Raw genomic sequence first — 23,902 nt, 5'->3', positions numbered from 1 at the left:
ACAATATGGAATAACGATCGTGTATAGGATGTGTCTTCCGAATGGAACAACATATTGGCGAGTTAATCGCACATTATGGGTATTTTGGAATTATTATAGCTTTGGCCGGTGGGATTGTTGGATTACCGATACCAGACGAGTTTTTATTGACTTTCGTTGGTTATAACGTTTCAAAAGGAGTTATGTCAGGAACTGCTGCTTTTTTAAGTGGGATGGCTGGTGCGATGTTAGGCATTACATTAAGCTACATATTAGGTTTAAAACTTGGACTCCCTGTTTTAAAAAAGTATGGACCGAAAATTAGAATTAAGGAACATCACATTGAAAAAACACATATTTTATTTGAAAAATATGGCCCATTTCTTTTAATAGTTGGTTATTTTATCCCAGGAGTACGTCATTTAACAGCATATTTTGCTGGGATGTCGAATTTAACACTTTGGCGTTTTTGTTTGTACGCTTACGGTGGTGCGTTTATTTGGATAAGTGTTTTTATTGGACTTGGCTGGAAGTTAGGAGAGAAGTGGCGTTTCGTTGAGTATAGTTTGCATCATTATGGAATATGGATTTTATCCATTTCAGTAGTTGTTACATGTGTCGTATGGTTTTACATAAAGAAAAAGAAAAACCGCGAGTAGCGGTTTTTTAGCTGAAAGCAATAAATAGTACACCAGCTGTAATAAAGACAACACCAATACCAGTCATAAAGTTTAATTTTTCGCCGAGTATAATCATAGCGAGAATGATAGAAAATACGACGCTTAATTTATCGACAGGAGCTACTTGTGAAACTTTTCCTGTTTTAAGGGCAAGAAAATAAAATAGCCATGACGAAGCACCTGCAACTCCACTTAATGTGATAAAAAGCAGTGCTTTTTTATTTAGAAGTACGTCGCCAATATTTTGAAATTTACCTTGTATAATAATAACGCCTACCATAAATAATGCCATGATAATAGAACGAACTGTCGTAGCAACATTGGCATCGATTCCATCTAAACCAATCTTACCGAAAATAGATACAAGGGCAGCAGCAATTGCTGATAATAGTGCGAATAAGAGCCATGAACTCATAGTAAAATTCCTCCAATCTTACATTATTATACATGAAAATCATTCTCACGTATAAAGTGAATGGGGTTTTACCGCCTCGCAAAGAGCTGGATAGATAACGAAATAATCCCCACCTTATATTTTTCATAAGGTGGGGATTATTATACTACTCTGCAATTTCTTCATATAAAAAGTACGTTACATTATAAATATGTTCTACTTCATCATCTGTCATAAACAATAATTCGTCACGCTCAATCCCTTTTTTCTTTTCAATAAACTCAATCATGTTTTTACGTTCTTCTCTTTTCATCAATTTTATTTCTCCTCTCAATCTGTTTTAATACAGTTTATTTAAGTTACTGCTATTATATAACAGAATCTTTAGAAAGTTCCACCTATTTTATTGTTTTTTTCAGAAGAACTTTTCGACAAAACAAGCCCACCTAAAGGGGGGCTTGTTTCACTTTATAGTCGTAAAAACTCGGGCTCCGTCGTACCGGCACCATCGATGTAATAAATTGTATCGGGGTTGATTTTAATTAGTACATAATTAGGGTCTTCAGGACCGAGTAACCAACGCTTTAAGCTATTATTCCAAAACTTGTTTTTTAATGTGGAGTCTTCCTCGATGGAGGCTAAGCCTTCCACTTCGATATAATCTTCATCTAATTTTTTTCCTTCACGACCAAGTAGTACATGTACATTTGGATTGTTTTCAATATCTGTTATCTTTTTTGATTGTCGATCTGTTGCAACATACAGTACAAAATCTTCATGGAAAAACATCATAAAGGCGCTATGAGGTTTCTCATTTCGTACTGTAGATAATACACCGGTACGTTGACCTTGAATAATAGTTGCGATTTTTTCTTTTAAGTGCATAATTTTAACCCCTTTTCATAATTTATAATTCTGTCTGTTTCAACAAGATAATTTAAATATCTTTCATACTGTTTTCTTCAATCCGATTTTTTAAACGCAATTGTGATGAAATCGGACAAGTTAGGAGAAGAATAATAATAATAATATCGAGGAGAAATACATACGATGGAAGGATGAAAAGCATGTTTAATAAAATATTTCTTATAGTAGCGCTTATAGGTGTACCACTGTCTGTACTTGGGAAAACACTTCATTGGCCTCAAACAATTATGTTCGCTGTGTATTGTATTACGATTATCGCATTAGCGGGTTTTATGGGGAGAGCGACAGAAAGTTTGGCAATTGTATCTGGTCCTAGAATAGGTGGATTATTAAATGCTACTTTCGGTAACGCTGTTGAACTAATCATTTCAATTTTTGCACTTCAGGCAGGATTAATTGAGGTAGTGTTAGCTTCTTTAACGGGTTCTGTACTTGGAAATTTATTATTAGTAGGAGGGCTATCCTTCTTTGTGGGAGGGCTTAAATATAAAAGACAAAGTTTTAATGTGTATGATGCAAGGCATAATTCAGCTTTATTAATCTTTGCTGTAGTAGTAGCATTTGTTATTCCAGAGATTTTTTCAATGAAGATGGACGCTGGAAAGACGTATCAGTTAAGTATTGGTGTTTCGATTATTATGATTATTATGTACCTTGCTGCATTGCTATTTAAGTTAGTTACGCACCGTGGTGTATATCAGCATAAAAGTGATGAAGTCGCTCATGAGGAAGAACCAGAGTGGTCGAAAGGGAAAGCACTACTCATTTTAGCGATAGCAACAATTGCGGTAGCGTATGTATCAGAGGCGCTCGTGCATACATTTGAGACAGTTGCAAAATCATTTGGTTGGTCAGAACTATTTATAGGGGTTATTATCGTCGCAATTGTTGGGAATGCAGCGGAACATGCATCTGCAATTATTATGGCGTATAAAAATAAAGTAAATATTGCAGTTGAGATTGCAATAGGTTCTACATTACAAATTGCCATGTTTGTTGCTCCTGTATTAGTACTGCTTTCTATGTTCTTCACGCAAAGGATGCCTTTAGTATTTACGATACCAGAACTTGTTTCTATGATTACAGCTGTTTTCTTAACGATTGCGATTTCAAATGATGGAGATACAAATTGGTTTGAAGGCGGTACTTTATTAGCAGCGTATGTCATTATGGGAATTGGTTTTTATTTATTATGAAAAAATAGGCATAACAATTGTGCCCAGAGAAAACAATAAACAAAGTAGTATATACCTTTACGTAGGAAGGAGCCAGACAGGTGAAACGAGTATACAGCATATGTCTTTCAACTATGGTCTCGTTTATTCTATTATTTCCTAACATGAGTTTTGCAAAGACAACGGTAGAAACAAAAATGCCTTCATCTGTTTTAAATATTTCTAAAGACAATACGTTTCCAAACGATGCACAAGATTTACCGCGTTTGCAGCCGAGTAAGTTTGCTCAAGAACTATTGAAAACAGCGAATATTAAAATTGAAAACCCAGACTTAATTCGAATGTTTAATGAAACGACAATTTCGAATGCGCCGCTTGCGGTAGGATACCGAGCGAAGATTTATTTAGGTCAATGGGCTTTGCATTATGAATCGGTTGATACATCGATTAATTGGGAATATAAACAAGTAAATCGCAATGTGTATGATAATCGAGGAGGAGATCGCCTATATCCGCTACGCTATAAGCAAGAAACGCAAAAGACGGTTGAAGGCGATTTAACAGCAGATATGAAAGATGCTGCAGATGTGAAGAAAATGATGCTTCTCAAAGCACTTGAAAAGGTACAATTGCCGCTTTCATTTAAAACGACCATTGGTTATGGTACCGGACATGAGCGTGTGTATAATATTAGTCCGAGTCAACTTGGATATTTATATGCTTATACACCAGCTGTAAATGAAAAAGGGAAAGTAACATTTGGAGAAGTATACCTTGTACTAAAGGGAAATCAAAAAAGGCTTGTTGTAAAAAATATTACTTCTCAAGGAATTGGAGCGGCTATTCCAATTCATGATCATTTATTCTTTAAATTCATTTCTTCTTCTCACTCGCAATAACATAAAAAACGTCAGCTTATAAGCTGACGTTTTTTTATAATGTAATATTTGCTGTTTTTGATAAGAAATCTTCTGTCGGATAGTAGCTGTTTTTTACAAGAACATTCGGTCCAAGACACTTTACTGCAGGACAGTGACAGCTTAATGATTTTGCTGTTTTTGAAGCGCTCCATTTTTCATACGCTTCTTGTAACGTATTTGTTTGTATGTTTCCTAGAAGTGGAACATCACCAAAGTCCGTTACAATAATATTTCCATCGAAAATATTTACATTTAAACGAGAACGGCCATCTGGATCATTACGAACTGTGACATTTTTGCTCTCTTGTAATTTTTTAAATGTGGCAATGTCTCGCTCGTCATTGCTACAAGCATAGAAAGGTAAAGTTCCAAATAACATCCATACATTTTCATCGCGAATTTCTAGTAAATGCTCAATTGCATCACGAATTTCAGCTTTTGTTAAAATCTCTAGATTACTCGCGAAGTCACTTGGATACATTGGGTGAACCTCATGACGTTTACATCCCATTTCGTCAACGATTTGACGATGAATATGTTCAATGTGTGGTAGAGTTCGTTTATTCAGCATCGTTTCAGCAGATACAAGTACACCTGCATCTGATAGAGCTTTACTATTTGTAATCATTCGTTCAAATAACTTTGCACGTTGTTCATACGTAGGTTTACGCTCCATCATTGCAAATCCACCTTCAACGAAGTCATCAATTGTTCCCCAGTTATGAGATATATGCAATACGTCTAAATAAGGAATAATTTGCTCGTAACGTGCTAAATCTATAGTTAAGTTTGAGTTGATTTGAGTGCGAACGCCTCGTTCATGGGCATATTTTAAGAGTGGTGTTACATAGTTGTCGACGGATTTTTTTGAAAGCATAGGTTCTCCGCCAGTAATACTTAAAGAACGTAAATGAGGAATCTCATCTAATCGTTTTAATAAAAGATCCATCGGAAGCGGATTCGGGTCTTTCGGCTGTAACGTGTAACCAACAGCGCAATGCTCACAGCGCATATTGCATAACGTCGTCGTTGTAAACTCAACATTTGTTAATAGTAGTTTGCCGTACTCTTCAAGGTCCATATACGCTTCCCATGGATCGTAAGAAGGAGTAATCGGCTTCATTTTTTGTGATATCGTCATATGAAATACTCCTTTGACTATTGAAATAACAATTTGTCCATTCTCTATAATAGAAGAATATGTACTTTTTATAAAGTGAAACTTTTTAGAGGAAAAAGAGAGAGGGCTTACATTATAGTGAATAACCGTGACAAAATTGATGAAATTACATACCCATTGTAATCATTTTTGCGGTATAATAAAAGCAACTCGAATTAAAAGGAGAGTGCCTTCATGGGAAAAGCAATTCAAGATAAAGATACACAATTAGTATATTTAAAGGAACGTTTAAATATGTTCATTGAAGTAATTGATACAATTGAACCTGAAGAAGTAGAATTAGAGGATGTAGATCGTCTTCTTGCAATGTTAGATGAATTAGAATTAAAATGTGAGCAATTTAAAAAAGACGAATAATATATTAAAAAGGCTGCCAATTCCAATTTGGTAGCCTTTTTCTGTACGGATAATAGAAGGACGATAGAAAAAGAGGTATAATCAAGTTGTGAAAAATTTCATTTATGCTTTAATAGCGTGAAAGAAATAAAAAGCTGAAGAGCATAACAATGAAATTTTCAGCTCATAACGTTTTGGTAGCGTTCACAATTGAGGGGGAAGTAACAATGGAAAAGCTTCAAGAAAGCATGTATCAACTAATTGTTGAAACGTCAACGAACTTACCGAAAGATGTTCGTCGTGCGATTCAACAAGCGAAAGAACGAGAAAATGCAGGGACTCGTTCTGCGATGGCACTTGGCACAATTACAAATAATATTAAAATGGCTGATGATAACATCTCGCCAATTTGCCAAGATACAGGGATGCCAACGTTTAAAATTTATACACCAGTTGGTGTGAATCAATTAAAGTTGAAGGAAGCTATCTATAATGCGCTTGAGCGGGCGACAAAAGATGGTAAACTTCGTCCAAATTCTGTTGATTCTCTTTTTGGAGACAATAGTGGAAATAATTTAGGACCAGGTACACCGGTAATTAAGTTTGAACAATGGGAAAAAGATTATATTGATGCACGTTTAATCCTAAAGGGTGGTGGCTGTGAGAATAAAAATATTCAGTATAGCTTACCATGCGAACTAGAAGGACTTGGACGAGCTGGCCGTGATTTAGAAGGGATTCGTAAATGCCTTCTTCATGCAGTATATCAAGCGCAAGGTCAAGGATGTAGTGCAGGTGTAATTGGTGTTGGTATCGGGGGAGACCGCACATCAGGTTACGAATTAGCAAAAAATCAATTATTCCGTACATTAGATGATGTGAATCCAATCCCAGAATTACAACAACTTGAAGAGTACGTATTAGAAAATGCGAATAAGCTTGGCATTGGTACGATGGGATTTGGCGGAGAAACAACTTTACTTGGCTGTAAAATTGGCGTGTATAACCGTCTGCCAGCTAGTTTCTACGTATCTGTGGCGTATAATTGCTGGGCATATCGTCGCCTTGGCGTAACAATCCATCCTGAAACAGGTGAAATTATGGATTGGTTATATCAAGAAGGTGAAGATACACTGGAGCAAGAAGTACAAGAAAAAACAGAGCAACGTGAAATTGTATTACAAGCACCAATTACAGAAGAGCAAATTCGTGAACTTCGCGTTGGTGATGTTGTAACAATTAATGGCATGATGTATACAGGGCGTGACGCAATTCATAAGCATTTAATGGATAACGATTGTCCAGTAGATTTAAATGGACAAATTATTTACCACTGTGGTCCAGTTGTTGTGAAAGATGAAAATGACAATTGGCAAATTAAAGCGGCAGGTCCAACGACAAGTATTCGTGAAGAACCGTACCAAGGTGATATTATGAAGAAATTCGGTATTAGAGCTGTCATTGGAAAAGGCGGTATGGGTGCGAAAACATTAGCAGCTTTAGAAGAACACGGCGGTGTATATTTAAATGCAATCGGTGGTGCAGCGCAATATTATGCTGAATGTATTAAAGAAGTGAAAGATGTTGATTTCTTACAATTCGGTATTCCAGAGGCAATGTGGCATTTACGTATCGATGGATTTAAAGCAGTTGTAACAATGGATTCTCACGGTAATAGCTTACATGCAGATGTTGATAAAACATCACTTGAAAAATTAGCTAGCTTTAAAGAGCCAGTATTTAAGTAAATAAAAAATGCATCTCGAATCATTCGAGATGCATTTTTTTGGTATATATAGAAAAACATGTTCAGCATGAAAGAATGCGTAGCAACAGAAACTACAAGTACGATTATATATGGAAAGGAGACTATTTATGAAACATAAATGGTTATATATCGGTCTCATTTTTTCAATTATGATGGCACTTGTTCCAGTTTCGGCATTAGCTTATACAAATACTCCACATAACTGGGGAATCCCGCGCCCTAAAAATGAAACAGTACCAGATGCAGGAAAGTTATATACAGATTTACTACAAAAAAATGGTGGTTTTTATTTAGGGGATACGAAGAAAAAAGATATTTATTTAACATTTGATAATGGTTATGAGAATGGATACACAGGGAAAATCTTAGACGTATTAAAAGAGAAAAAAGTACCAGCAACTTTCTTTGTAACGGGGCATTACATTAAAACACAAAAAGATTTATTGTTAAGAATGAAGAATGAAGGACACATTATTGGAAACCATTCTTGGAGCCATCCTGATTTCACAGCGGTAAACGATGAGAAACTTCGTGAAGAATTAACGAGTGTAACGGAAGAAATTAAAAAAGTAACTGGGCAAAAAGAAGTGAAATATGTACGTCCCCCGCGCGGTGTATTTAGTGAAAGAACGTTAGCCCTTACGAAAGAAATGGGCTACTATAATGTATTTTGGTCACTTGCATTTTTGGATTGGAAAGTAGATCAGCAAAGAGGATGGCAATATGCGCATAATAATGTTATGACGATGATTCATCCAGGATCTATTTTATTACTTCATGCCATATCAAAAGATAATGCAGAAGCACTTGCAAAAATCATTGATGATTTGCGCGAGAAAGGGTATCATTTTAAAAGTCTAGATGACTTAGTAAAAAGCAATCAACCGTAAGCATGTATGCTTGCGGTTTTCTCATGCTATAATGATGTGTAAAAAGGATGGGGAAACGTATGTGGAGCGAACATGTTACGTTAGAGTATCCGTATCATTTTGAAGAAGTGTTAAAACGTTTATCTTTTGATCCTCTTAACGTCATTCAATTAGATGAGAAAGTTGTTTATGTCCCGCTTTGTATAGACGAGGAACAGATTGTTGTTCGCCTGCAAGGGATTGGTACTGTTCAAAATCCACAGTTTTGGATTTCTAGTCAGACAGGAGATTCAGAGAAAGTCATGAAACGAATGAGGGCCATTTTTCATTGGAATGAACCGTTTCAAGATATACAAAATCATTTTTTAAACACATCATTACGTCCACTATTTGAAACATATGCTTATACTCCAATTATTTTAGAATTCGATTATTTTGCTTGTCTTCTTCGCTGTATCATTCATCAACAAATAAATTTGAAATTTGCTACTGTGTTAACAGAACAGTTTGTGAAACGATATGGAACAGAGAAGAACGGTGTATTCTTTTTCCCCACTCCAGAAATAGTAGCAAATATTTCAATAGAGGAATTGAGAGAGCAGAAGTTTAGTCAGCGAAAAGCTGAATATATGGTAGGATTAGCAAAGTGTATTATAGGTGGTAAGTTAGATTTAGCTAGAATAGAAAACGAAACAGAAGAAGGGGTTGCAGCACAATTGTTACCAATTAGGGGGATTGGTGCATGGACAGTGCAAAACTTTTTAATGTTTGGGCTTGGACGGAAAAATATGTTTCCGAAAGCAGACATTGGGATTCAGCGTGCAGTACAAGGTGTATTTCAATTAGATGATAAACCTGATGATGCATTTTTAGAAAACGTGAAACAAGAGTGTGAACCATACTGCAGTTATGCAGCGTTATATTTATGGAAAAGTATAGAGTAGAGGTGTAATAATGATACAAAAGCAACATGAGAGTAAGTTGGAAGTTGGTCAAACGTTTCCTGTGACAATTAAACGTCTTGGGATTAACGGAGAAGGCGTTGGTTATTTTAAGAGACAAGTTGTCTTCATTCCAGGGGCATTACCAGGAGAAGAAGTTGTTGCTGAAACGACGAAAATTCAGCGTGGCTTCGCTGAAGCGAAAGTGAAAAAGGTTCGTAAAGCTTCACCACATCGCGTGAAAGCGCCATGTCCGGTATATGAAGAGTGCGGCGGTTGCCAATTGCAACATTTAGACTATAAAGAACAATTAAATCAAAAGCGTGATATCGTTGTACAAGCATTCCAGAAGTATATGAACAACGGTTTGGAAGAGAAAATTCGTCCGACGCTAGGCATGGAAAATCCATGGCATTATCGTAATAAGAGTCAACTACAAGTGGGGCGTAAAGACGAAAAGGTTATTACAGGACTGTATAAACAAAATTCACATCAGTTAATTGATATTGCTCATTGTATGATTCAACATAGAGCAACGAATGAAGCGACAAAAGTTGTAAGACGTATTTTAGAAAAATTAAATGTTTCTATTTACAATGAGAAAAAACAAAAAGGTTTAGTACGTACAATTGTGACACGTACTGCAGTTCAAACAGGGGAAGTACAAGTTACACTTATTACAACAAAAGAAGAGTTGCCAAATAAAGAACAATTTATTGCAGAAGTACAAAAACAGATGCCAGCTGTTAAATCAATTATGCAAAATGTAAACTGGCGTAAAACATCTGTTATTTTTGGTGATAAAACATTTAAATTAGCTGGAAAAGAAGTAATTCAAGAAACACTTGGTGATTTATCATTTGAATTATCAGCACGTGCATTCTTCCAGTTGAATCCAGAACAAACGGTTGTTTTATATAATGAAGCGAAAAAAGCCGCTGCCTTAACTGGAAATGAGAAAATTGTAGATGCATATTGTGGCGTTGGTACAATTGGACTTTGGCTTGCAAATGATGCGGCGGAAGTACGTGGTATGGATGTAATTCCAGAAGCAATTGCAGATGCAAGAAAAAATGCGAAGCGTCACGGATTTACAAATACGAAATATGAAGCAGGTAAAGCTGAACAATGGTTACCGAAATGGGTAAAAGAAGGATGGCGTCCAGATGTAATTGTTGTCGATCCACCTCGTACAGGTTGCGATGATAAATTACTGGAAACAATTTTAAAAGTGAAGCCGAAACAAGTTGTTTACGTATCTTGTAACCCTTCTTCATTAGCACGTGATGTACAAGCGTTAATGAAGAGCTATGAAGTGGAATATGTACAACCAGTTGATATGTTCCCGCATACAGCTCATGTAGAAAATGTAGTGAAGCTTGTTAGAAAGTAAAGTTTATTAATATTCCCTCATGGTATGAGGGAATATTTTCTATGAAGGAGAATATTATGCACAATTATAAATTAACGATTCAGTACGACGGTGCACGTTTTAAAGGATGGCAGCGTCTCGGTAATAACGATAATACGATTCAAGGAAAAATCGAAAGTGTCATTTCTGAAATGGTCGGAAAAGAAACTGAAATTATCGGTTGTAGTAGAACAGACGCTGGTGTGCATGCTTTGAATCAAGTTGCTAACTTTCAAAGTGATGAGAAGTTAGTGGAACATAAAGTAAAAAAATATTTAAATCAATATTTACCTAATGATATTAGTATTACGAATGTAGAAGAAGTACATGATCGATTCCATGCCCGTTACAATTCTAAAGCAAAAACATACCTTTATAAAATTTGGAATGAAGAGCACACGAACCCATTTATGCGTAAATACAGCATGCATGTGAATAAAAAATTAAATGTGAAAAGCATGAAAGAAGCCGCGAAACATTTAGTTGGTTCACATGACTTTACTGCTTTTTCAAATGCAAAATCAAAGAAAAAGTCTATGGTGCGAGAAGTATATACACTTGAAGTGATGGAAGAAGCAGGATTTGTACAAATTAGAGTAAGTGGTAACGGATTCCTTCATAACATGGTCCGAAAAATTGTTGGAGCATTAATTGAAGTTGGGTTAGGACAATTAGATGCAGAGGCGATTCCACAGATTTTAGAGGCGAAACAACGTAATCAGATTAATTGCCTTGCTGAGGCGAGTGGTTTGTATTTGGAGAATGTTGAGTTTTAATAGTAATAAAAAAATCGAGCTGTGTAGGCTCGATTTTTTATGTTTTGGCGTTAAGAAGATTTTTCTTTCTTCATACGTATCTTCAAATTCCAAAAAGCAGCAAGCATAATAGCTGCAAAAGAGCCGCTAATTGTTGCTAATAGTTTTGCATAAGGATAGGCGTTTATATCAACTAGTAACATCATACATACAATGGTAGGGAAGAAGGCTAAGTATTGTAATAACTTTAATTTGTTATCATTACTCATATATATCGTTCCTTTCTAGTATGTTATATGTTTATTGTAGCATATTTTACCAAATGTTTATTTGTACTTGGAAAAAATTTAATGCGGTTTTAGTAGGAAATAAAAGTTAGGCTAGTAATCAGTGGAAGATGGACAAAATCTCCACTGATTAACGTCTTATTTTATATGTGTAAATGCAATTTTTTAATTCGATATTGTAAGTTTTGCCTACTTAATCCTAAAAACTTTGCAGCTTGTGAAATATTACCGTGATACTCTTTCAAAATTTGAGTGATGTAGTTCTTTTCCATTGCTTCTATTGTGTGCTTTAACGTTTTTGGCGCATCAGTATCGTTATTAGTTAGGAGAGGTTGCATATTGAATTCTTTTTTTATTCGTTCGCGAAAGCGAGTGGGAAGGTGAAACGCTGTAATGATATTTTCATCTTCAACTAAATTCATTGAACCTTCAATGACATGTTCCAATTCTCGTACGTTTCCAGGCCAATCATATGCATATAAGAATTCTCTTACATGTATATCTACATCTGTTACGCCGAGTCCAAATTGAATGTTGTACTTTTCGATAAAGTGCTGAACAAGAGCTGGAATATCTTCTTTTCGTTCACGTAAAGGCGGGAGACATAAAGTAACGACGCTTAATCTGTAATATAAGTCTTCCCGCAATCGATTGTGTGTAATAGCTTCAAGAGGGTCTTCATTAATAGTTGCTATAATACGAACATCAATTTCTTTTTCTTGTGTGCCTCCGATTCTTCGTATTGTTTTTTCTTGTATAGCTCGCAGCAACTTCGCTTGAAGTGCTGGACTTAACGAATTGATCTCATCTAATAACAAAGTTCCTCCGTTTGCTTCTTCAAATAAACCGGCTTTATCGATAGCTCCTGTAAATGCACCGCGGTTCGTACCAAATAATAAGCTTTCCATGAGTGTATCAGGTATAGCGGCACAGTTTTGCGAAATAAATGGTTTGCCCGAACGTTGACTTTCATTATGGATACTTTGTGCAAATAGTTCTTTTCCAGTTCCTGTTTCTCCTACGAGAAGTATGGAGGATGATGTGCGAATTACCCTTTTTCCTTCCGCAATGGTGGATTGAATGGCTTCAGAATCACCAATTATGTGATCAAAGGTAAATTTAGTGTTTTGTTTTCGGGAAGAGTCCATTTTTATTGTTTGCTTTAAGTGATTCATCTCTTTTGAAATTTCAATAGCGCCTTTAATTTTTCCGTTTTCTATTATTGGGAAAGTATTGTTAATCGTCGTAATTTCTTGCCCTTTATTGTTAAAATAAGTTTGTTTTATATTTTTGTTTGTTTTTCCTAATTTTAATGCTTCTATAAGAGTACTATTTTTATTTTCTTCAAATGCGAATACTTCTAAAGGACTTTTATATAGCACATCTGAGCGCTCCATTGATTCAATTTCCATCATTTTACGGTTATAGATAATCGTTTTACCTTCCTCATTAATAATATGAATCCCGATATCGAGTTCATTGAGCAAAGTTTCATATAGCATATTCATTTCAATGATCTGTTTCAAATTAATTTCTTCTGTACGCATAGATTATCTTCTCCTCATTTCACCCTATGAAGACTGACTTTTTATAATTTTATTAAAATTCTTATAAAATCGCAAAATTTTTTTGCGATTTTCCTTTTAAAACTTCTTACACGGTAGAAAAAATTTGCGGTTATGAAGATTTTTTTGTGAGGAACCCTCATTTTAAATAGGAATTTAAGATTGGTACGCATTTTGCATAAAGAATAGTTGAAATCTTTAAAGGAGGGATATGCAACGTTTCAGTACCAATTAATAAGAAGGAGGAGTGTATAAAGTGAAGACGGTTATAGAAGGCGTGTATAGTCCTTGTTACGGGAAAGTTGAGAAGTTATTTGTTACGGAAAATTCTTACGTATACGAATGGGAGAAATTAGCGTTAATTGAAACAATAGATAAACAGAAAGTAGAAATTAAGGTAGGAATCAGTGGGTATATCGAGTCATTAGAAGTAGTAGAAGGACAAGCTATCGCTAATAAAAAGTTATTAATAACAGTGAGGGATGATCTTTTAATAACAGGTAGTGATTAATACTATGTATTTTGCTCTTTTCAATAATTATTTTTCGTATAAACAATTTTAAAAACGCTTACATGAAATGGGTTTCCAAAGGGAAAAGGGGGGATTTATATGATGGATCAAAACCAAGGATTAAAAAGGGAATTGAAAAGCAGACACATATTTATGATTGCACTTGGAGGAGTTATTGGTACCGGACTTTTTTTAGGATCGGGGTATACAATTCATGAAGCTGGGCCTGGAGGAGCGATTGTAGCTTATCTTGTTGGAGGATTTGTTATGTATTTAACGATGCTCTGTCTCGGAGAATTAGCTGTTGCGATGCCTGACGCAGGATCTTATCAAACGTATGCTACGAAGCATATTTCCCCTGCAGCGGGTTATGTAGTCGGATGGATGTCGTGGCTAAACTGGTCGGCTACAATAGGTATTGAACTCATTGCAGTTAGTATTTTAATGAAACGATGGTTTCCTGATGTACCGTCTTGGATTTGGTGCGTAGTGTTTGCGGTACTACTTTTTGCTATTAACGCGTTATCTTCAAGAAGTTTTGCAGAAGTTGAATTTTGGTTTGCAAGTATTAAAGTCATTACAATCATTGCATTTATTATTTTGGGCGGGGCAGCAATGTTTGGTTTTCTAGATATGAAAGGAAATGAGCCAGCACCAATGTTTTCTAGCTTTACTGATTATGGTGGGTTGTTTCCAAATGGATTATCCGCTATTTTAATTACGATGATTGCTGTTAATTTTTCCTTCCAAGGAACAGAGCTAGTTGGTATTGCAGCTGGAGAGAGTGAAAATCCAGAAAAAACAATCCCGAAGGCAATTAATAATACAGTTTGGCGTATACTTGTGTTCTTTGTATTATCTATTTTCATTCTTGCAGGATTATTCCCATGGCAACAAGCAGGAGTGATAGAAAGTCCATTCGTAGTTGTATTTGATAAAATTGGTATTCCTTATGCAGCTGATATTATCAATTTCGTTATTATTACAGCGGTTCTATCCGTTGCAAATTCAGGGCTATATGCAACTTCTCGTATGCTATGGTCTATGTCTAATCAAGGAATGATTAGTCCGATTTTTAGTAAGTTATCTAAAAGCGGCGTTCCAATTTATGCATTGATTGTAAGTACAATTGTAGGTTGTCTCTCATTACTATCAGGTATTTATGCGGAAGATACAGTTTATTTATGGTTGCTTTCTATTGCTGGATTTGGAGCAATACTAGTTTGGGCATCTATTGCTCTATCTAACTTATTAGCTAGAAGGGCGTATATAAAGCAGGGCGGGGATGTGAAAGACTTGAAATTTAAAACACCGCTATATCCATTCGTACCACTTCTTGCATTAGTATTAAATGTAACAGTAATTGTTGCTATGGCCTTTATTCCAGAACAAAGAATGGCATTGTATTGTGGTATTCCCTTTATGATTGTTTGTTTACTGTTTTACCGTGCGACAAGAAATAAGGGGAGTAACTTAGAGCATATTGAAAAGACAAAGACAACAGAAATAGAGAGTTTATAATAGTGATTAATTTGGAGACTGTAAAATTGTAAACAGTCTCTTTTTTTGTGAAAATAAAGCTGGGAACATACTACGTATGCAAAGGGGAATTAGCGATGAATGAAGAAGTTGCACAGCTATTAGAACAGATTGATCTACGAAAAAATGAGTTACTAGAGCTTACAAAAACATTAATTCGTTTTGAAACACCAGCACCGCCGGCGAGAAATACAAATGAGGCGCAAGAATTTGTTGCACAGTTTCTAAGAAAACGAAATTTTTGTGTTGATAAATGGGATGTATATCCGAATGACCCGAACGTTGTTGGGGTGAAAAAAGGGATAGAAAGTGACACACATAAAAGTCTTATTATTAATGGGCATATGGATGTAGCGGAAATATCAGCAGATGAGGCGTGGGAAACGAGTCCGTTTGAGCCATTTATAAGAGATGGTTGGTTAGTTGGACGTGGTGCGGCAGATATGAAAGGGGGATTAGCTGGGGCATTATTTGCTATTCAGCTTTTACAAGAAGCAGGCATTGAATTGCCCGGAGATTTAATCTTTCAATCCGTAATCGGAGAAGAAGTTGGAGAGGCAGGTACGCTTCAATGTTGCAAAAGGGGTTATGATGCTGATTTTGCAGTCGTAGTGGATACGAGTGATTTACATATGCAAGGACAGGGGGGCGTAATTACTGGATGGATTACTGTGAAAAGCCCCCAAACGTTTCATGATGCAACACGCAGACAAATGATTCATGCTGGAGGACGTTTATTCGGAGCGAGTGCGATTGAAAAAATGATGAAAATTGTACAAAGTTTACAAGAATTAGAGCGTCATTGGGCAGTCATGAAAACATATGAAGGCTATCCATCTGGAACAACAACAATTAATCCAGCTGTTATTGAGGGCGGAAGACATGCAGCGTTTATTGCGGATGAGTGCCGGTTATGGATAACAGTACACTTTTATCCGAATGAAACACATGAACAAATAATAAAAGAAATTGAAGAGTATATTGGGAAAGTAGCAGCTGTCGATCCATGGTTAAGTGAAAATCCACCACAATTTAAGTGGGGCGGAGAATCAATGATTGTGGATCGTGGTGAAATTTTCCCTTCTTTAGAAATAGATAGTGAACATGCAGCTGTAAAAACGCTTAGCTCAGTACATGAATCAATTTTATCTAAAAATGCAATTTTAGATATGTCTGCAACGGTAACGGATGGTGGTTGGTTTAGTGAATTTCATATTCCAGCTGTTATTTACGGACCAGGTACATTAGAAGAGGCTCATTCAATAAATGAGAAAGTTGAAGTGGAACAGTTAATTGAATTTACAAAAGTAATAACAGCATTTATATATGAATGGTGTCATACGAAAAAATAGATTAGTATGTTGAAATTGTACAGGTATGTATACTTGTACGATTTTTTAGTGAACTATTTCAGAGTTGAATAGAAACAACTGAAATAGTTCTTTATTTTCTATGTCTTTCGTTTTAGTTCGATTAATTTCTCTTTTGCTAATTCAACAGCAATTGCATCATCTAAATAGCCAATTGGAAAGAGATAGTCAGGAATAATATCTGTCGATAAAATGAAATACAGTAATGCCCCTCCAAGAACTGCACGCTCTTCTTTTGGAATCGTTTCATTGCAAAATTGTTGATACATATCCGTTAATTGTTCAATGAAAGGACCAGCACTATCAATTTGTTCTAGCTTACTTGCAAAACTGTCATGAATACGTTTTTCTCCTTCTGTTGTTTGAGCATATCGTTCATAATTTTCAAGTTCTTGTTTCACACGGGTTGTTGTGTAGTCGAAATCGAATAAGTTAGAGGATTGCAGTGTTTGCTGAATGGTATCAAGAGATGTGTACATATCCGTCTTTTCTTTATTAATGTGAGGAGAATCAGGATACATTTCATCAAATAACAATTGGGGTGGAACTTGCAAACATTCTGCAAATTTTTGTAGATGTTTTTGTTTTGGCGGTTGTTTACCATTCATAATTCTTGAGATTGTTGCGGGATCAATATTTGTAAGCATTCCGAGTTGGCGCATAGATAAGGCACGTTCTTTTAAAAGTTTTTTTATTAATGTACTAAGCCGCTCATTTGGATTTTCTTTAGGCATAGCGAAGGCACTCCTTTTTGTTGTTGAAAAAATGTTGAGCATTTATTACATGTATATGAAACAGACAGGCACAGTTGCTCAACATTTTCATAAGATGCATGGAAAAGTGAGAAAAAAGGGGTGGCTGTTTATGAGTACGGCAGGTCTATTTTCAATTTTTTTAATTGGGATTGCTTCTAATTTAGATAATGCAGGTGTTGGAATTGCATATGGCATTCGTAAAATTAGAATTTCGTGGTTCAACAATTTTATCATCGCATTTTTTGGGTTTTTATTTACTTTATTAGCTGGCTTTTTTGGGAGTTGGATCGCATTATTTATTTCAGAGTTTACGGCAAATTTGATAGGGGCAATTGTTTTAGGAATAATTGGAGTGTTTATTTTATGTCAGCCTTTCTTGAGTAAAAAAGAGACCGTAGACTCTAAAGATGATAGTGTACTTATGGGGATTTTACGTGATCCGGAAAAAGCAGATTTTGATGGTTCTAAAACAATTAGTTTTTCAGAAGCAATTGTTTTGGGCGTTGCATTATCAATTAATAATATTGCAGGTGGATTTGATGCTGGGGTAACAAATTTAAACCTTTGGCTTACAGCGATTATTTCTGGTGTGTTTAGTTTTATTTGTATAAGTGGTTTTGCGTATGTAGGAAAACGATACTTAGCAGAATACTTAGGGAAATGGGCTACGGTTATTGCGGGAGTGTTATTAATTCTTATTGGGATCGATCAGTTGTTGTAAGGAGAACAAAAAACAACGTTCGAGTATTTCCTTGGAAATATGGCAAAGGATTGCATATATCGACGTACTTTTCTCCATACTAATACGGATTTCTTTTAAAGAAAGGGGGATCCGTATGGGACGCGGAAAAGCATTTGATCATAAGAAAAAAGGGCATGACCATCAACCACCTAAAGGAGCATTCATTCATAAAGATGTAAATGAACATACTTTAGAAGAGGAAGAGCTACCAGTAAATATTGAAACGTATAAAAATAGTTTGAAAAAACATTAAAAGCACCTACATAGGTGCTTTTTTAACGTATATCTTCAATTAATTGTTCCGATTCTTCATGCATACTGTACTCACTTAATACTTGGATACAAAGCCACTTTAATTCTTCAATCGTATGCTCAAATTCTTCAGGAAGCACATGATGAACGTCTTCAAGTCCCATTCCGAAATGAATAAGTTCAAGTACTTGATCATCGATGTTCCGATCCATTAATAGTTCAAGTACTTCTAAATTGAATATGTATCGGTGAGCTTCATCGAGTGAAACAACTTTTAGCTTTAAGCTTTCTACAATACTCAATATAAAAAGAAGAATTGTTTTTTCAAGAACAGGCTGTTTTCCCATTTGAAATATTAGTTTCATCTTTCACACCTCCACATATAGCGCTAGGTTGTACTATACTATTCAGGTTGGGGGAGCAAATATGCATAATATAGAGAAACTTTCAGCACGGTTTTTGTAAGGGGATCGGTAGCTAATAAAATTGAGGGTTTTATGCAAAAAAAATCCTGCTAGTATAGCAGGATGGTTCTGAATTAAAAAATGCTCCAACCTTCTTGAGCAGAAAGAAGTTCAAGGATTTTAAAACCAGCGATGCTATTTCCGTTTGCATCTAAAGCTGGTCCGAAAATACCAATTCCCATTTCTCCTTTTACGCAGCCGAAAATGCCACCAGCTACACCACTTTTTGCGGGGATACCAACACGAATCGCAAATTCACCAGACTCGTTATACATACCGCATGTAACCATAAATGTTTTACAAATCTTTGTAATATGCTTAGGGATAATTTGTTTTTTCTTATATGGATCATATCCATCCATCGCAAAAATTAAGCCGATACGTGCTAAATCGATACAGTTTACCTCAACTGCACATTGACGAGTGTATAAATCCATCAGCTCTTCAATGTCACAATCGATAATTCCGTTTTGTTTCATATAGTAACAAAGTGAGCGATTTAAGTAAGCTGTCTCTAATTCTGAATTAGCAACTTTAGAAGAATAATTAATAGTAGGATTATCTGTTATTTCACGTACGAAATGAAGAATGCGCTCCATTTTTTCTTCATTATCTTTACCTGCTAACATGCTTGTAATGGCTAGTGCCCCCGCATTAATCATTGGATTAAGTGGTTTAGAAGGACTTGTCGTTTCTAACTTAATAATAGAATTAAATGGATCACCAGTTGGTTCCATTCCAACTTTAGAAAATACATATTCTTCACCACGATCTAAAAGGGCAAGTGCAAGTGTAATTACTTTTGAAATACTTTGAAGAGTGAATAGTGTTTGTGAGTTGCCAGCATGGATGTATTCTGTTTCTTTATGGAAAATGGCAATCCCTAAATCATCTGGATTGGCATTTCCTAGTTCGGGGATATAAGTAGCAAGCTTTCCTTTTTTCGTATATGGTTTTACTTGTTCTAACAACTGTTGTAAGTTGTTTGTTTCAATGCACTGCATAGTACCAACGCTCCTATTTCGAATTAACTAAGTTTACTTTTCCCGATATGCTCGGAAATAAATAATAACATGAAAAAGTGGAATGATAAAACGAAAGTTGCATGTTCTATAGAGGGTCTTTTGTTTTGAATATTCTGTAGTAAAAAAGGAGAAATTTCCTTTTATATAACAGTTTGGAAATAGGAGATTTATCCATAAAAAATTCAAAAATAAAAACTACACATCTATACAACTATATGTTATTATGGTTATGTAAATAGAAAGCGTTTTCTAAGGCGTACTTATAATGATAACGATTTCATGAATTTGATAGGGGGAATTAAAATGTTGCAGTTTCTACAACGTATTGGTAAAGCGTTAATGCTTCCAATTGCCGTACTACCAGCAGCAGGATTATTGCTTCGTTTAGGACAAGAAGACGTATTTAATATTCCTGTTATGGCACAGGCCGGTGCAGCAATTTTTGATAATTTAGCACTTATTTTTGCAATTGGTGTTGCAATCGGTTTGTCTGTTGACGGTAGTGGAGCAGCTGGACTTGCCGGAGCAATCGGATATCTTGTTTTACAAAATACAACGAATGCTCTAAGTAAGACGTATTCAGCAGCAGAGTTAAATGATAAATTAAAAAGTGTTCAAGATTTAGTCGGTTCAGTAGATCCAACTAAATTAGCAGATACAATGACAAAGGTTTCAAAAGCAGCGGCGTTAACGCCGAAAATCAATATGGCCATACTCGGTGGTATTATTGCAGGGGTTGTTGCGGGATTACTATACAACAAATTCCATAAGATTAAACTGCCAGAATGGTTAGGGTTCTTTGCAGGAAAACGTTTCGTACCAATCATTACTTCAATCGTAATGTTACTTTTAGGATTAGTATTCGGTCAAATTTGGCCAACAATTCAAAGTGGTATTGATGCAGTAGCACATGGTATCGTAAACTTAGGTTCAATTGGTGCTGGTTTATTCGGATTATTAAACCGTTTATTAATTCCAATCGGTTTACACCACGTAATGAACACATACTTCTGGTTCGTACTTGGTGACTTTACAAATGCGGCTGGCGATATCGTTCATGGTGATATTGCACGCTTCTTTGCAAAAGATCCATCAGCAGGTATGTTTATGACTGGTTTCTTCCCGATCATGATGTTCGGTTTACCAGCAGCATGTTTCGCAATGATTGCAGCTGCTAAACCAGAAAAACGTAAAATGGTTACAGGTATGTTAGGTGGTCTAGCATTAACTTCATTCTTAACTGGTATTACAGAGCCAATTGAATTCTCATTCATGTTCTTATCACCAGTATTATATGGTATTCATGCTGTATTAACAGGTCTGTCTCTATTCATTACAACAACACTTGGCATACACGATGGTTTCTCATTTAGTGCTGGGGCAATCGATTACTTCTTAAACTTCGGTATTGCAACAAAACCAGTATTATTAGCAGGAATTGGTTTAATTTACGCAGCAATTTACTTTGTAGTATTCTACTTCTTAATTAAGAAGTTCGACCTAAAAACTCCTGGTCGTGAAGATGAAGAGGAAGAGGAAGTAGCTGAAGGTGAAGAAGCTCCAGTTGCAGGTTCAATTGGTGAAACTTACGTAGCAGCTTTAGGTGGAAAAGAAAACTTAACAGTTATTGATAACTGTGCAACACGTCTACGCTTACAAGTGAAAGATGCTGGTCAAGTAAACGAAGCAGCATTAAAACGTGCTGGTGCAAAAGGTGTTATGAAATTAAGTAACACGAGTGTCCAAGTTATCGTAGGTACAAATGTTGAATCTGTTGCCGATGATATGAAAAAACACGTATAAATAATTAGATAAGAGGATATCCAAAAAAATTGATAACATCAGTTTTTTAGAGGGTATCCTCTTTTTTTATATTAAAAATTTAACGGGAATCTTACTTTTGTAAATTTTCTTTTTCTTTTTTGTGCATATAGGTTGGTAATATGTGCAGTGCGTGATAAAGTAGGGATGACATCGAATGGAATGTCGAAAATCTATGAAAAAGATTCGGAATGAATCTTGTGTAGTGGAATTAAATTATCGGTAAATAAGGGGAAAAAAGCAATCATGGATCACGAAAAAAATAATGCGAATGGGAAATCACGTCGGCCAATTGTATACATAAAAAGAACAATCATTCTCGTTTTACTATTTTCACTTGTATATTTCATGTATACAAAAATTGTTGCGCATAATAAGAAAGAAGAAACTTTAAAAGCAGCAGCAGAAATGAAGAAACAAGAAGAGCTAAAAAAGAAAGAAGAAAAAAAGAAGCAAGAAGCAAAAAAACAAAAAGAGCAGGAAGAACAAGTGAAGCAAGCACAAGCTGTGGAAAAGCCTGCTGAGGGACCACCTCAAGAAATTAATGAAAACGCTCAATTAGATCAATATTTGCAAAAAACAGGATTTAGCGGGACAGCGGTTATTGTGAAGAACGGAAAGGTTCTTTTGAATAAAGGATACGGTATGGCGAACAAAGAAAAACAAGTACCGAATAATTCAGAGACAACTTTTTATATTGGTTCTATTTCAAAGGCTTTTGTAGCGACTACTATTATGCAATTAAAAGATCAAAATAAGTTACATGTAGAGGATACGATTGCGAAGTATATTCCAGATTTCCCTCAAGGTAATGGTATTCAGTTAAAACATTTACTAACACATACATCAGGAATTCCAGAGTATGAGCAGGGAACAGAGGATATCTCTCATGAAGAATTGATAAAACGAATAGGAAAGCAAAAGCGTATTGGAAGTCCAGGAGAGAAATGGAAGTATTCCGATTCTAACTATTCAATACTCGCCTATATTGCTGAGAAGGTAAGCGGACAACCGTTAGAAGAGTATATTAAACAACATATTTTTGCTACTGCTGGTATGAAACATTCTGGTTTTGGTAGAGAGCTAGAACAAACAAGATTTCCATCGACAGGTTATAAAATAGTAAATAACAATATGACAACACCTAATATTCCAAGTATGTCACAACTTTATGGTTGTGGTGATATATATACAAGTGCCCATGATTTATATTTATTTAATGAAGCGCTCTTCTCTGGAAAGTTGATTTCAAAAGAAAGCTACAATCAAATGTTTACAGGTGGAAAAAAAGATTACGGGTTTGGATGGTATGTAGACCCGGGAAGTTACTCGAACCACGGTGTAATGCCAGGCTGGAACTGTTTAAATGGATTTAGTAAAAATGGAAGTGTATATGTCGTTTTATTATCTAACATTCAAAACAATATTAAATCCTTTGGTAAAGTGAATAATGACATTTATACGATGTTACGAAATATTGAAGTGTAAGAGATTATCCTATTGGATAGTCTTTTTTTATTGAGGAAGTGTATGTGCAATGGGATAATGAAATAAAGTGAAACTTTAATCAGTTTACAGCTTCTATAAGTGAACAGGCAGCATTACCGAGAGCGGTTTATTATAGTGTCTCTGCGATAGTTACAATTAAAAATTAAGATATAAAAAAAGATAGATTGGATACCATCTATCTTTTTTGTAATTAGAACATATTGTTTCGTTGAAAAATGTATGTCTTACCTATCACAAAAAGAGTCTGCTTTGTATACATTAAGATGTATGGATATATTTTTATAATTTAAAAATAATAGGAGGAGAAGTGTATGTGTTTATTCGGTAAGTATTGGAAAAAGTTATCGAGATTGTTTAATAGACAATTAGATTATTTTTTAGATAATAAGTTATTACCTGCTGTGGAACGACTTTTATTTTCACAAAACTTCGCGAGATTTATTCAAAGAAACTCTAAGCAAGCTACGGAAGAATTTATTGAATCAAGTAGATTTCAATCTATTATTTGTAACATTTTAAAAGAATGTAATACATCACCTTTTAAAGAAATTGCAGAGCAGTATTTGGGTAAAAACGTAGAAATTACGGTGACAGTTGGACAGTTAACAGGTGTGATTGTAGCAGTTGGTGATGATTTCTTAACACTGCAAGAAGGAATAGGAACAGAAGTTTTATTGCCATTTACAAGTATTATATCAATTAAAGAAGCGTAAGAAAGGAGACTTAT

General features: G+C 35.3%; 26 protein-coding genes. 17 read left to right on the top strand and 9 right to left on the bottom strand.

The window, feature by feature from the left end:
* The first annotated feature begins 41 nt into the window (after positions 1-41).
* Positions 42-638 (top strand): DedA family protein, encoded by a 597-nt coding sequence (locus PDK19_RS23680; RefSeq protein ID WP_016716373.1) that lies wholly within the window; start codon positions 42-44, stop codon positions 636-638.
* Between the two features lie 7 nt (positions 639-645).
* Here PDK19_RS23680 and PDK19_RS23675 read toward each other — a convergent pair whose 3' ends face one another.
* The 3 genes from PDK19_RS23675 to PDK19_RS23665 form a co-directional block, all read right to left on the bottom strand.
* Positions 646-1,074, bottom strand: a complete 429-nt coding sequence (locus tag PDK19_RS23675) for an EamA family transporter (protein WP_000100306.1) — start codon at positions 1,072-1,074, stop codon at positions 646-648.
* A 145-nt stretch (positions 1,075-1,219) separates the two neighbouring features.
* Positions 1,220-1,366, bottom strand: coding sequence for a BH0509 family protein (locus PDK19_RS23670; RefSeq protein WP_000817786.1), 147 nt, complete (start codon positions 1,364-1,366; stop codon positions 1,220-1,222).
* A gap of 155 nt (positions 1,367-1,521) precedes the next feature.
* Entirely contained in the window at positions 1,522-1,938 is a 417-nt protein-coding gene (locus PDK19_RS23665; protein ID WP_000550219.1) for a pyridoxamine 5'-phosphate oxidase family protein, read from the bottom strand.
* Between the two features lie 182 nt (positions 1,939-2,120).
* Between PDK19_RS23665 and cax the strand changes: the two genes are divergently transcribed.
* Both cax and PDK19_RS23655 read left to right on the top strand, forming a co-directional pair.
* Positions 2,121-3,176 carry a calcium/proton exchanger gene (gene cax / locus PDK19_RS23660; RefSeq protein WP_000482144.1) on the top strand — a complete coding sequence of 352 codons (1,056 nt, stop codon included), beginning with the start codon at positions 2,121-2,123 and terminating at the stop codon, positions 3,174-3,176.
* A gap of 80 nt (positions 3,177-3,256) precedes the next feature.
* Positions 3,257-4,054 (top strand): YfkD famly protein, encoded by a 798-nt coding sequence (locus PDK19_RS23655; protein WP_061685941.1) that lies wholly within the window; start codon positions 3,257-3,259, stop codon positions 4,052-4,054.
* A gap of 34 nt (positions 4,055-4,088) precedes the next feature.
* On the opposite strand, the gene yfkAB is transcribed toward PDK19_RS23655, so the two are convergent.
* A complete protein-coding gene (yfkAB, locus tag PDK19_RS23650) occupies positions 4,089-5,216 on the bottom strand; it encodes a radical SAM/CxCxxxxC motif protein YfkAB (RefSeq protein WP_139869500.1) in 1,128 nt (375 codons plus the stop codon).
* Between the two features lie 213 nt (positions 5,217-5,429).
* Here yfkAB and PDK19_RS23645 point away from each other — a divergent pair, with 213 nt between their 5' ends.
* From PDK19_RS23645 to truA, 6 genes are all read left to right on the top strand, one after another.
* Entirely contained in the window at positions 5,430-5,612 is a 183-nt protein-coding gene (locus tag PDK19_RS23645; protein ID WP_000513558.1) for an SE1561 family protein, read from the top strand.
* A 206-nt stretch (positions 5,613-5,818) separates the two neighbouring features.
* Positions 5,819-7,339, top strand: a complete 1,521-nt coding sequence (gene fumA / locus PDK19_RS23640; RefSeq protein WP_000413517.1) for a class I fumarate hydratase — start codon at positions 5,819-5,821, stop codon at positions 7,337-7,339.
* 127 nt (positions 7,340-7,466) lie between these two features.
* Entirely contained in the window at positions 7,467-8,249 is a 783-nt protein-coding gene (pdaA, locus tag PDK19_RS23635; protein ID WP_000681212.1) for a delta-lactam-biosynthetic de-N-acetylase, read from the top strand.
* 59 nt (positions 8,250-8,308) lie between these two features.
* Positions 8,309-9,172, top strand: a complete 864-nt coding sequence (locus PDK19_RS23630; protein WP_000269453.1) for a DNA-3-methyladenine glycosylase family protein — start codon at positions 8,309-8,311, stop codon at positions 9,170-9,172.
* A gap of 10 nt (positions 9,173-9,182) precedes the next feature.
* On the top strand, positions 9,183-10,562 hold the full coding sequence (gene rlmD / locus PDK19_RS23625) for a 23S rRNA (uracil(1939)-C(5))-methyltransferase RlmD (RefSeq protein WP_000615225.1): 1,380 nt from the start codon (positions 9,183-9,185) through the stop codon (positions 10,560-10,562).
* 56 nt (positions 10,563-10,618) lie between these two features.
* Positions 10,619-11,356: a tRNA pseudouridine(38-40) synthase TruA gene (truA, locus tag PDK19_RS23620; RefSeq protein ID WP_000553123.1), complete on the top strand. Its 738-nt coding sequence runs from the start codon at positions 10,619-10,621 to the stop codon at positions 11,354-11,356.
* Positions 11,357-11,406: 50 nt separating this feature from the next.
* Here the strand turns inward: truA and PDK19_RS23615 are convergent, their stop codons facing one another.
* The gene (locus tag PDK19_RS23615) at positions 11,407-11,604 is read right to left on the bottom strand and encodes a hypothetical protein (protein WP_000063916.1); all 198 of its coding nucleotides are present in this window, start codon (positions 11,602-11,604) and stop codon (positions 11,407-11,409) included.
* A 161-nt stretch (positions 11,605-11,765) separates the two neighbouring features.
* A complete protein-coding gene (locus PDK19_RS23610; RefSeq protein ID WP_001258440.1) occupies positions 11,766-13,169 on the bottom strand; it encodes a sigma-54 interaction domain-containing protein in 1,404 nt (467 codons plus the stop codon).
* Positions 13,170-13,443: 274 nt separating this feature from the next.
* On the opposite strand from PDK19_RS23610, the gene PDK19_RS23605 reads away from it, so the two are divergent.
* From PDK19_RS23605 to PDK19_RS23595, 3 genes are all read left to right on the top strand, one after another.
* On the top strand, positions 13,444-13,698 hold the full coding sequence (locus tag PDK19_RS23605) for a biotin/lipoyl-containing protein (protein WP_000859488.1): 255 nt from the start codon (positions 13,444-13,446) through the stop codon (positions 13,696-13,698).
* 99 nt (positions 13,699-13,797) lie between these two features.
* Positions 13,798-15,219: an amino acid permease gene (locus PDK19_RS23600; RefSeq protein WP_000969258.1), complete on the top strand. Its 1,422-nt coding sequence runs from the start codon at positions 13,798-13,800 to the stop codon at positions 15,217-15,219.
* Positions 15,220-15,314: 95 nt separating this feature from the next.
* Entirely contained in the window at positions 15,315-16,589 is a 1,275-nt protein-coding gene (locus tag PDK19_RS23595; RefSeq protein WP_001001563.1) for an acetylornithine deacetylase, read from the top strand.
* 98 nt (positions 16,590-16,687) lie between these two features.
* Here the strand turns inward: PDK19_RS23595 and PDK19_RS23590 are convergent, their stop codons facing one another.
* Entirely contained in the window at positions 16,688-17,341 is a 654-nt protein-coding gene (locus PDK19_RS23590; RefSeq protein WP_001123724.1) for a helix-turn-helix domain-containing protein, read from the bottom strand.
* A 130-nt stretch (positions 17,342-17,471) separates the two neighbouring features.
* Between PDK19_RS23590 and ytaF the strand changes: the two genes are divergently transcribed.
* Together ytaF and PDK19_RS23580 are read left to right on the top strand one after the other, a co-directional pair.
* Complete coding sequence (ytaF, locus tag PDK19_RS23585; protein ID WP_000100734.1) at positions 17,472-18,083, top strand: sporulation membrane protein YtaF; 612 nt, start codon at positions 17,472-17,474, stop codon at positions 18,081-18,083.
* A 115-nt stretch (positions 18,084-18,198) separates the two neighbouring features.
* Positions 18,199-18,357: a hypothetical protein gene (locus PDK19_RS23580; RefSeq protein ID WP_000532411.1), complete on the top strand. Its 159-nt coding sequence runs from the start codon at positions 18,199-18,201 to the stop codon at positions 18,355-18,357.
* A gap of 22 nt (positions 18,358-18,379) precedes the next feature.
* On the opposite strand, the gene PDK19_RS23575 is transcribed toward PDK19_RS23580, so the two are convergent.
* Positions 18,380-18,721: a DUF3969 family protein gene (locus PDK19_RS23575; RefSeq protein ID WP_000766605.1), complete on the bottom strand. Its 342-nt coding sequence runs from the start codon at positions 18,719-18,721 to the stop codon at positions 18,380-18,382.
* Between the two features lie 173 nt (positions 18,722-18,894).
* Positions 18,895-19,824 (bottom strand): glutaminase A, encoded by a 930-nt coding sequence (gene glsA, locus PDK19_RS23570; protein WP_001149853.1) that lies wholly within the window; start codon positions 19,822-19,824, stop codon positions 18,895-18,897.
* Positions 19,825-20,148: 324 nt separating this feature from the next.
* On the opposite strand from glsA, the gene nagE reads away from it, so the two are divergent.
* From nagE to PDK19_RS23555, 3 genes are all read left to right on the top strand, one after another.
* Positions 20,149-21,648 (top strand): N-acetylglucosamine-specific PTS transporter subunit IIBC, encoded by a 1,500-nt coding sequence (gene nagE / locus PDK19_RS23565; protein ID WP_000938881.1) that lies wholly within the window; start codon positions 20,149-20,151, stop codon positions 21,646-21,648.
* A 264-nt stretch (positions 21,649-21,912) separates the two neighbouring features.
* Positions 21,913-23,154 (top strand): serine hydrolase domain-containing protein, encoded by a 1,242-nt coding sequence (locus PDK19_RS23560; RefSeq protein WP_270708136.1) that lies wholly within the window; start codon positions 21,913-21,915, stop codon positions 23,152-23,154.
* Positions 23,155-23,486: 332 nt separating this feature from the next.
* A complete protein-coding gene (locus PDK19_RS23555; protein WP_000335520.1) occupies positions 23,487-23,888 on the top strand; it encodes a hypothetical protein in 402 nt (133 codons plus the stop codon).
* The last annotated feature ends 14 nt before the right edge of the window (positions 23,889-23,902 follow it).

Source organism: Bacillus cereus group sp. BcHK124, from assembly GCF_027712065.1.
Lineage (GTDB): Bacteria > Bacillota > Bacilli > Bacillales > Bacillaceae_G > Bacillus_A > Bacillus_A pacificus.
The sequence above is the reverse complement of the archived record's forward strand: the minus strand, read 5'-3'. Positions and strand labels throughout refer to the sequence as shown.